This window comes from Paraclostridium benzoelyticum (assembly GCF_001006285.1).
Taxonomy (GTDB): Bacteria; Bacillota; Clostridia; order Peptostreptococcales; family Peptostreptococcaceae; genus Paraclostridium; species Paraclostridium benzoelyticum.
The window spans coordinates 1-9815 of the sequence record NZ_LBBT01000315.1; the positions used below are offsets into that span (position 1 = coordinate 1).

Here is a 9815-nt window from a genome sequence, read left to right on the forward strand (position 1 = left end):
CATTTTTGAACCACTTTGACACCAAAAATAGCACCAATTTATTTACATATGAGGAGTGAAATTTATGAGCTATGCAATCTTTAGAACTCAAAAGATGAAATCAACTGTAATTAACAAATGTCAAAGGCATAATCAACGAGAAAACAAGAATTACTCTAACAAAGATATAAATTTCAATAAAACTAATTTAAATTATGATTTGCATAATAATCACAATATAGTTTACATAGACGAAATAAATAAAAAAATAAAAGAAAGATATACAGGAACAAAAGCAATAAGAAAAGATGCTGTTTTAAATGTTGAATGCCTTATAACATCTGATCCAGAATTTTTTAAAACAATAGGATCTGATGAAACTAAAAGATTTTTTAAAGAATCTTATGAATTTATCAAAAGTGAATTTGGAAAAGAAAATATAATTTATGCAAATGTACATATGGATGAAACTACTCCTCATATGCATTTAGGTTTTACTCCTATAACTTCTGATGGTCGACTTAGTGCTAAAGAATGGTTAGATGGAAAGAAAAAGCTTACAGAACTTCAAGATAAGTTCTTTAGCTACTTAACAAGTAAAAAATTTGATTTAGATAGAGGTATTTCATCTAAAGAAACTGGTGCTAAGAATATCAAAATTCAAAATTTAAAAAAGAAATCTCTTAAAGAAGTAAATGAAATAAATAGATATCTTGAAGATAAAAGACAAGAATATCAAACAGTAACTCAAATTCTATATAAAAATTCATTAGATATATCACAGATTAATGCTATCCAATGTGAGGATGCATCAACTTTATTCAAAAAGGATTCAGAACACATTAAAATTAAAAAATCTGATTTTGAAAAGTTGAGAAAATCTGCAATTAAAGCATATGAACAGCACAATTTATATGCAACTGTAAGTAATCAGCTGGAGTCTCAGGAAAAATTAAAAGATACCTATAAAAACCAAAGTGAAGAATATTATAGAAAATGGCAAAGTGAAATTTATGAAAAAAATAATTGTGTTCATAAAATGAAACAATCACACAAAAAAGAATTAGATTTATATAAAAATGAATTAGGTTATTTAAAAAAGTTTATAAGGGAAAATGGAATTGAACTCAATTTTGAAAAGTTTAAGGAAAAGGAAAAATTCAAAAATAAGCTTAAAATTGAAAAAATGAAAAAAACAAAAAATAAAGATTATAATTTAGAAATATAATAATATACACTCAAGCGTGTATATTATTATATTTTTTTACACGCAAACGTGTATATTATTAAAAGGTGGTGGAGCTATGAACCCTAAATTTGAAGGATTAATTTCTTTAAAAGATGCATCAATTGAATTTAACAAAGATGAATCTACATTGAGAAGAAATATAAAAAATAAAAAGTTTATTGAAGGTGAAGATTGTATAAAGTTCGGGACTACTTGGGTATTTGACATAAATGCACTTGAAAGAGAATATAGAAGAGATCGTCCATATTTAAATTTAAATATTTTGAGAAAAAGAGATTAATATTTATTAAATTGACTTTTAAACCTAAGTTAGATATATTTATAGTCAGATATAATATGAATCATTTAGAACCAAATAAAAGAAGTGCTATATGCCTTTTAGGGCTATAGCACTTCTTTTATTGGTTCTTCTTCTTTAGATTTCTGTTTATCTGTTTTTATGTTTTCTCTTTCTCTCAATTCTTTAAATTTATCAAATTGATTTCTATAAAAATAGTCTTTATTTTCTTTTTGAGTCACTATAATATTTCCATTAAATTTACACATCTTTTTATCTTCCCCATATGAAGTCCAAGCTATCTCATGATTTACTATGTAAACGTTAGATGTTCCACTCTTTAAAACATCTATAAATCCATTATCTTTTAATAATTTTATTGCTCTTGAAACTGTTGGTTTGCTTATTTCAAAATAATCCATAAAAACTGCATATGAGCAGCATAAAGCATTATGATAGTCCATATGTTCCATTATAAAATTTAATATACTACTTGCAATTCCACTTTTTTTCATTAACCATCTAAGTTCAGGCATATGATCCCTATACATTTGCACAAAATTATTATTTTTTTCCATCTTAATCCCCCCTTAGTTATCACAGTGTGATACTTATAGTTATCTTTTTTGATACCTTTGTTATCATTATACTATACTCAATTATGATACCGCAAGTATCATTTTTTTTCAAAAAGTTTCGTATTGGTATCATAAGCTATGATACCAATAGTTATCACAGTATGATAACTATTAAATCTTAAAACTACTGAAAATACTATATTTTCAATTTGTTCCTTTCTGTGTATCTGTTATAAGTCTTTAGAAGCCGATAGGCGACCTACGGTTTAAAACCTTGGGGCATTCCCCAAAACCCCACTACCGCCATCCTTATGTATTGTTATATTGGAGTGAAAAAAACTCCAATATAACAATACAACGTCAGTTGGTCCTTTAAGTTTTTAAATTCGGTTTTAAACATTTATTTTTATTTAAGCAGTATAAATGCTTTATTTTAATTTAAAAAACGTTCTAACGGGCTTTTAGAGGGCGAGAGCAGATATAAATAACGCACTAAAATTCTTAATGGATCATATTTATAGAAAAACTATTAATTGTTGTATATGTTTTGTACTATAATTATTTTAAGTTATTTAGATAAAAAAAAGGGAGGGATATATATGAAAAAAATATTACTACTTGGGTGTTTGTTTATAATATCTATTTTTATAGTATCTTGCAAAGCAAGTAATATTGCAAATGATGAAATAATGACTATAAATATAAACAATTTAATTGAACATGATGTAAGTGGAATGGGCACAGATTATGAGATAACAAATATTGAAAAAGGAAAGTATAATATAAGTGTATATTTAAAAGAATTTGAAAAAGGAAAATTTGTAAAAGAACAAAATTTGTATAATACAACTTTAAATTTTGATAAAAAAATAAACAAATATAATGTAAGTGTATACCAAGAAGATACAAAAATTAAGGTGTTAACAGGCGAATCTGATTTAACTGAAACAATATTAGAATTTTTTGAAAGAAATAGTAGCGGAATAGCTTTATTCCAACTTGAAACGGAGAAAAAAATAACAATGGATAAAGAATTTCCTATTGTAGGATATATTATTGGAAATGAAGTAAAAAAAATAGAAAGTACAAATATTGATGAAATTTTTAATCATAAATCTGATGGTGAAATTTTAATATATTTGAAGATAAATAAGGTGAAATAGAATAAATTAACTTAAAATATAAAATAAAATTTTAAGTTTTAAAAAATATAGTAAATTGCTTAAAAAAATAGAGGTATTGGTTGTATTCTTCATTTACTTAATATACGCTTATAGTAAATAGTATATTAAGGGGAGTATTGGGATGAAAACAAATAAAATAAGTGAAAATGTAAGAATATTAGTATTAAGTGGATTAATTGTAGGTTCCACATCTTTGGTTAATATAGTCAGTGCGGAAGAGAATTTTGACAAAAATATGACTAACAATGAAACTCCAATAAACATAATGACAGAAGGTAATGAGAACGTTGAGATTAAAGAAATAACAAGAGATCAATATATTAAGAATCTGGCAGAAAACGAAGGAATTACAATAGAACAAGCAGATAAAATAGCAAAAGAGAGAACAGAAAAGGCATTGGAAGAAATAAATAAGATGCCTGAAATGAAAAATAAGAAAAATTTAAAAGCAAATAATATTGTTTGGAGACAAGCATCTTGGAAACAAGCTTACAGTAGAAATAAATCTTTTGTAGCTGAGATGGATGCAAGTTTTGAAGTATGGTCAAGTGGATCATTTAGACAAATTAATAGTTGTACAGTAGGATCATCACTAGCTGCAGGAACACATAGAGCTAGTTGGAAAAAAAGTAATCAGTGGAAAACAACTAAATTTCCAGTTACGCAGGCCACAGTTGGTGTAACTGGAAAGTTTTATACTACAGTGACTAGTGGTGGTGGCGTAAGTATGAGTGTACCTGGATTTAGTGTTTCAGGTTCTAGTTCAACAAGTAAAACATTTGTGTCTGATTCAATGACTATTCAACGTCAATGGAGTGTTTATTAGTGTATTAAATTATTGTATTTTAAGATAAAAAAAAGCAACTATGTTTATAAACATAGTTGCTTTTTTTTATCTTAAAAATTTAAGGACGAGAATGTAATCAAGAGCATCTTGGAATATCGCAGCGAACAAAGTAAGCGAGAATATGCCGAGAAAGGTTCTTGATGAAATGAAGTCCACTAAACTACATCAATTGCTCCTACGAAGTAGGGGCTTGGCTAACGCCAAGTTTGGGGTATGGGGTAAAACCCCATATATATAATTTGATGGGATTGGGGACTTTTTTAAAGTCGCCCAAGGTCTTAGCTCCATGCAATGGCATACTGCTTTACATTGTAAAGTAAAGTGTAGTATGTTACACTTCATATAGATTTTTAATCAATATGAAGCATTTTGGTGCCATTTTTGAACCACTTTGACACCAAAAATAGCACCAATTTATTTACATATGAGGAGTGAAATTTATGAGCTATGCAATCTTTAGAACTCAAAAGATGAAATCAACTGTAATTAACAAATGTCAAAGGCATAATCAACGAGAAAACAAGAATTACTCTAACAAAGATATAAATTTCAATAAAACTAATTTAAATTATGATTTGCATAATAATCACAATATAGTTTACATAGACGAAATAAATAAAAAAATAAAAGAAAGATATACAGGAACAAAAGCAATAAGAAAAGATGCTGTTTTAAATGTTGAATGCCTTATAACATCTGATCCAGAATTTTTTAAAACAATAGGATCTGATGAAACTAAAAGATTTTTTAAAGAATCTTATGAATTTATCAAAAGTGAATTTGGAAAAGAAAATATAATTTATGCAAATGTACATATGGATGAAACTACTCCTCATATGCATTTAGGTTTTACTCCTATAACTTCTGATGGTCGACTTAGTGCTAAAGAATGGTTAGATGGAAAGAAAAAGCTTACAGAACTTCAAGATAAGTTCTTTAGCTACTTAACAAGTAAAAAATTTGATTTAGATAGAGGTATTTCATCTAAAGAAACTGGTGCTAAGAATATCAAAATTCAAAATTTAAAAAAGAAATCTCTTAAAGAAGTAAATGAAATAAATAGATATCTTGAAGATAAAAGAGAAGAATATGAAACAGTAACCCAAATTCTATCTAAAAATTCATTAGATATATCACAGATTAATGCTATCCAATGTGAGGATGCATCAACTTTATTTAAAAAGGATTCAAAACACATTAAAATTAAAAAATCTGATTTTGAAAAATTGAGAAAATCTGCAATTAAAGCATATGAACAACACAATTTATATGCAACTGTAAGTAATCAGCTGGAGTCTCATGAAAAATTAAAAGATACCTATAAAAAACAAAGTGAACAGTATTATAGAAAATGGCAAAGTGAAATTTATGAAAAAGATAATTGTATTCATAATCTAAAACAATCTCATAAAAAAGAACTAGATTTATATAAAAATGAGTTAGGTTATTTAAAAAAGTTTATAAGGGAAAATGGAATTGAAGCCAATTTTGAAAAGTTTAAGGAAAAAGAAAAATTCAAAAATAAGCTTCAGATTGAAAAAATGAGAAAAACAAAAAATAAAGATTATAATTTAGAATTAGAACTATAACAAAATACACTCAAGCGAGTATTGATGTGTATTTTTATTATAGTTCTTACACGCAAACGTGCATATTTATTTAAAAGGTGGTATAACTATGAACCGTAAATTTGAAGGATTAATTTCTTTAAAAGATGCATCAATTAAATTTAACAAGGACGAATCTACATTGAGAAGAAATATAAAAAACAAAAAATTTATTGAAGGTGAAGACTGTATAAAGTTTGGGACTACTTGGGTGTTTGATATAAATGCACTTGAAAGAGAATACAGGAGAGATACTCCATATTTAAATATAAATATTTTAAAATAACTATTAAACATTTTTATGTTAAAATCTTAATAAGCTCTTAAAAAGGAGGCTCGTTTTTGAATGAAAAAACTAAATATAATCTTATTTGGAATAGCAACTTTTTTCATAGGATATTTTTTAACAATTCTTTATATCCCTATTAAAGATGTTTATCTTCAATCTATAGAATCACTTAGACTATCTATTTTATTTTTATCATCTATAATATCAATGTGGGGTTATATCATTTACTCAAAGAAAGATAATTAGATAAAATAAAAAGCTATCTTAATTAAAATTAAGATAGCTTTTTATTTTATCTAATTAATCTAAAAGAATCTTTTATTTCTTTGCACCCATTTCCAAATGATATTCCTCCACCTGCTGGAAAAGATACAGATGGCGATAATGATACATTTCCTTTCCCATATGCAACTCTTATTCCAACTTCATTTATATACTTAGCTCTTGTTAACTTAACACGACCCATACCTTTTTTAGTGTAACAAGTTTTAGAATAAGGAGTGTAAGTTTTGAATTTAAATGATAATCCTTTATTATTAGCACCATCTCTAGTTGCACCTATGTTATATTTATGGGTTTTTCCCCTTGCAGTATCATAATTTTCAATATTTAAATATGATTGGTCAGCATAATAGTACATTCCTTCACCATTATAAATAGCTAAAATATCACGACCTCTTGAAGAAGGCATACCTCTCCAATTAAACCACATGTTAATAGTAGCATTACTTCTACTCCCTTTACTCAGAGACCCATTAAAACCTATCGACACAGTAGCACTAGCTCTAATCATTTCTTCTTCTGTTCCTTCAAATGTTTTAATTGTATCTATTTGAGAACTATTATATTCCATATCTTCTAATATAGAGTTATCTAATCCTTTTAAATATTCTATATTTTCTTTGTAATTTTCTTTGTAATTTCTAATATCTTTAATATCTTCATTAGAATATCCCATTTTTTTAAGTTTTGAATCTGAATTTTCATTTAGCTCTGTCATTGCTAAATATTCATTTTGCTCAACTACAGTATCACCCTGATTATTTGAATAAACTATTTCTGAAACATTTTCATTTGTTTCATTTGCATTTATAATTGTTCCTGATCCATAAATAACTGAAACTAAAACCCCTCCAATAATTAATGATTGTACTCTTTTGTTCATAAAACCATTCCCCCTTTTTTTCATATACTGTGGTATCGTCCTTTTATATATTTACAACATTAAGCAAAAGTAAATCTGTATTTCCAAACGTAAAATCAATATATCTTAAGCAAGTCATAAAAGATTTCATATTTATTTGCAATTTTTATTAAATAGTTTTATAAAAAACTTAAGCCATTTAAAATTCTATATACAATCCCTTAACATGTAACATTCCCATTTTTAAAACGACACCTCTATACTTATATTATTCTACAAATTAACCCTATATCTTCTTTAATTTTCATATTACTAACAATTTAATTTTTTAAATAAAAAAATCAAATTTCATTTACTTCAGATTTTCTCTCAATTTTACCCAATATACTTGTACCTTTATTATCAAAAGTAACTTCTAGTCTTAATCTGGCTATATCATTCCAATCGCCTCTTCCAAATAAATAAGGATTCACTCTGTAAACCCCTGTCTCAACCCTGTATAAAACTTCTCCTTTTACAAAATCAGTTATAGCATTGTTTATCCTTGATACAGAGCAACCAATTTCATTAGCCATTTTTCTTTTCATACCTGCATTTATTGCAATATCTTGATCTTGATTCGCCCATGGTAACCTTTTTAAAATCGCCATTAATACCGGATTGTACCCTTTAGGTAAATCTTTTAAATATAATACTGTATCCAAATACATTTTTACGTAAGGAGGCTCTGACTCAACATAATAACTAGTATTAGTTTCTTTTCTAATAGGTAGTCCATCTTGGTCTAAAACTATTTGCTCCCTAATTTGATTTATCTTTTTGATAAAAATCCCCCCTAATCATTCTAGTTTTTTAATATCGTTCTATTACTCATTATCCAGTAATATTTCGGTGAAGTCAATATTAAATTTATTCCTTATTTTTGAGTATTCCTATTTTTCTAGGAATACTGTTCCCGAATGCCAGGAATGTTATTCCTGAATACCAGGAATACTGTTCCCGAATGCCAGGAATGTATGAAAACACCTTAATCCATGTAAAATCAAAGGTTTGAAGGTGTTTTTTGTCGAAATGTCCCTTTATTATTATATAGTTAACTTATAAGCAACTATCAGACACTCTTGTAACAATTTTGATTTTATCAAAGTTATTTCGTAGAGTAGTCACTACCGCCATCCTTATTTATTTCAGATTGGAGTAAAAAACAACTCCAATCTGAAATAAAACGTCAGTTGGTCTTTTGGATTCTTAAATTAGGTTTTAATCATTTATTTTTACTTAAGTAATATAAATAGGCTTTTCATCACTTAAAAATAGTTCTAACAGGCTTCTAGGGGCTGAGAATGCAATCAAGAGTATCTTGGAATATCGCACTGAACGTAGAGAAGGAGAATATGCCGAGAAAGGCTCTTGATGAAATGGAAGCCTAACACTCTTGTATTGCTCCTACATAGTAGGGGCTTGGCTAACGCCGAGTGTGGGGTTTGGGGTGAAACCCCATTCTTAGTTTAGGGGTTAAGACCCTTTTTAAAGGGGATTATGGGTGAATGCGAAGCAGAGGGCTACGCCCTGCTCCATGCAATGGCATGCTTCTTTACATTGTAAAGAGTAGTATGTTACACTTCATATAGATTTTTAATCAATATGAAGCATTTTGGTGCCATTTTTGAACCACTTTGACACCAAAAATAGCACCAATTTATTTACATATGAGGAGTGAAATTTATGAGCTATGCAATCTTTAGAACTCAAAAGATGAAATCAACTGTAATTAACAAATGTCAAAGGCATAATCAACGAGAAAACAAGAATTACTCTAACAAAGATATAAATTTCAATAAAACTAATTTAAATTATGATTTGCATAATAATCACAATATAGTTTACATAGACGAAATAAATAAAAAAATAAAAGAAAGATATACAGGAACAAAAGCAATAAGAAAAGATGCTGTTTTAAATGTTGAATGCCTTATAACATCTGATCCAGAATTTTTTAAAACAATAGGATCTGATGAAACTAAAAGATTTTTTAAAGAATCTTATGAATTTATCAAAAGTGAATTTGGAAAAGAAAATATAATTTATGCAAATGTACATATGGATGAAACTACTCCTCATATGCATTTAGGTTTTACTCCTATAACTTCTGATGGTCGACTTAGTGCTAAAGAATGGTTAGATGGAAAGAAAAAGCTTACAGAACTTCAAGATAAGTTCTTTAGCTACTTAACAAGTAAAAAATTTGATTTAGATAGAGGTATTTCATCTAAAGAAACTGGTGCTAAGAATATCAAAATTCAAAATTTAAAAAAGAAATCTCTTAAAGAAGTAAATGAAATAAATAGATATCTTGAAGATAAAAGAGAAGAATATGAAACAGTAACCCAAATTCTATCTAAAAATTCATTAGATATATCACAGATTAATGCTATCCAATGTGAGGATGCATCAACTTTATTCAAAAAGGATTCAGAACACATTAAAATTAAAAAATCTGATTTTGAAAAGTTGAGAAAATCTGCAATTAAAGCATATGAACAGCACAATTTATATGCAACTGTAAGTAATCAGCTGGAGTCTCAGGAAAAATTAAAAGATACCTATAAAAAACAAAGTGAACAGTATTATAGAAAATGGCAAAGTGAAATTTATGAAAAA

At 27.3% G+C, this 9815-nt stretch carries 11 protein-coding genes; 8 read left to right on the forward strand and 3 right to left on the reverse strand.

What is annotated here, in order from left to right; all coding sequences use genetic code 11:
- The first annotated feature begins 64 nt into the window (after positions 1 to 64).
- Both mobV (VN21_RS15415) and VN21_RS15420 read left to right on the forward strand, forming a co-directional pair.
- Complete coding sequence (mobV, locus tag VN21_RS15415; RefSeq protein ID WP_052952107.1) at positions 65 to 1207, forward strand: MobV family relaxase; 1143 nt, start codon at positions 65 to 67, stop codon at positions 1205 to 1207.
- A 76-nt stretch (positions 1208 to 1283) separates the two neighbouring features.
- Positions 1284 to 1508 carry a hypothetical protein gene (locus tag VN21_RS15420; protein WP_052952108.1) on the forward strand — a complete coding sequence of 75 codons (225 nt, stop codon included), beginning with the start codon at positions 1284 to 1286 and terminating at the stop codon, positions 1506 to 1508.
- 104 nt (positions 1509 to 1612) lie between these two features.
- Here VN21_RS15420 and VN21_RS15425 read toward each other — a convergent pair whose 3' ends face one another.
- A complete protein-coding gene (locus VN21_RS15425; RefSeq protein WP_052952109.1) occupies positions 1613 to 2083 on the reverse strand; it encodes a replication/maintenance protein RepL in 471 nt (156 codons plus the stop codon).
- Between the two features lie 599 nt (positions 2084 to 2682).
- On the opposite strand from VN21_RS15425, the gene VN21_RS15430 reads away from it, so the two are divergent.
- From VN21_RS15430 to VN21_RS15450, 5 genes are all read left to right on the forward strand, one after another.
- Positions 2683 to 3246, forward strand: coding sequence for a hypothetical protein (locus VN21_RS15430; protein ID WP_046824036.1), 564 nt, complete (start codon positions 2683 to 2685; stop codon positions 3244 to 3246).
- 142 nt (positions 3247 to 3388) lie between these two features.
- Positions 3389 to 4093, forward strand: coding sequence for a hypothetical protein (locus tag VN21_RS15435; protein WP_052952110.1), 705 nt, complete (start codon positions 3389 to 3391; stop codon positions 4091 to 4093).
- 461 nt (positions 4094 to 4554) lie between these two features.
- Positions 4555 to 5703, forward strand: a complete 1149-nt coding sequence (mobV, locus tag VN21_RS18000; RefSeq protein WP_052952111.1) for a MobV family relaxase — start codon at positions 4555 to 4557, stop codon at positions 5701 to 5703.
- 88 nt (positions 5704 to 5791) lie between these two features.
- Positions 5792 to 6007: a hypothetical protein gene (locus VN21_RS15445; RefSeq protein WP_052952112.1), complete on the forward strand. Its 216-nt coding sequence runs from the start codon at positions 5792 to 5794 to the stop codon at positions 6005 to 6007.
- Positions 6008 to 6067: 60 nt separating this feature from the next.
- A complete protein-coding gene (locus tag VN21_RS15450) occupies positions 6068 to 6256 on the forward strand; it encodes a hypothetical protein (protein WP_046824037.1) in 189 nt (62 codons plus the stop codon).
- A gap of 46 nt (positions 6257 to 6302) precedes the next feature.
- On the opposite strand, the gene VN21_RS15455 is transcribed toward VN21_RS15450, so the two are convergent.
- On the reverse strand, positions 6303 to 7175 hold the full coding sequence (locus VN21_RS15455; RefSeq protein WP_046824038.1) for a hypothetical protein: 873 nt from the start codon (positions 7173 to 7175) through the stop codon (positions 6303 to 6305).
- A 320-nt stretch (positions 7176 to 7495) separates the two neighbouring features.
- Positions 7496 to 7858, reverse strand: coding sequence for a replication/maintenance protein RepL (locus VN21_RS15460; RefSeq protein WP_161794417.1), 363 nt, complete (start codon positions 7856 to 7858; stop codon positions 7496 to 7498).
- 1021 nt (positions 7859 to 8879) lie between these two features.
- Between VN21_RS15460 and mobV (VN21_RS18005) the strand changes: the two genes are divergently transcribed.
- Positions 8880 to 9815: MobV family relaxase (mobV, locus tag VN21_RS18005; protein ID WP_052952113.1), on the forward strand; the 936-nt coding region annotated here is incomplete at its 3' end.

What these genes read in the sequence shown, in the direction of transcription:
- mobV (WP_052952107.1), top strand. Translation starts at nt 65, where the DNA reads ATGAGCTATGCAATCTTTAGAACTCAAAAGATGAAATCAACTGTAATT.
- VN21_RS15425 (WP_052952109.1), bottom strand. Translation starts at nt 2,083, where the DNA reads ATGGAAAAAAATAATAATTTTGTGCAAATGTATAGGGATCATATGCCT.
- mobV (WP_052952111.1), top strand. Translation starts at nt 4,555, where the DNA reads ATGAGCTATGCAATCTTTAGAACTCAAAAGATGAAATCAACTGTAATT.
- VN21_RS15420 (WP_052952108.1), top strand. Translation starts at nt 1,284, where the DNA reads ATGAACCCTAAATTTGAAGGATTAATTTCTTTAAAAGATGCATCAATT.
- VN21_RS15430 (WP_046824036.1), top strand. Translation starts at nt 2,683, where the DNA reads ATGAAAAAAATATTACTACTTGGGTGTTTGTTTATAATATCTATTTTT.
- VN21_RS15450 (WP_046824037.1), top strand. Translation starts at nt 6,068, where the DNA reads ATGAAAAAACTAAATATAATCTTATTTGGAATAGCAACTTTTTTCATA.
- VN21_RS15435 (WP_052952110.1), top strand. Translation starts at nt 3,389, where the DNA reads ATGAAAACAAATAAAATAAGTGAAAATGTAAGAATATTAGTATTAAGT.
- VN21_RS15445 (WP_052952112.1), top strand. Translation starts at nt 5,792, where the DNA reads ATGAACCGTAAATTTGAAGGATTAATTTCTTTAAAAGATGCATCAATT.
- VN21_RS15455 (WP_046824038.1), bottom strand. Translation starts at nt 7,175, where the DNA reads ATGAACAAAAGAGTACAATCATTAATTATTGGAGGGGTTTTAGTTTCA.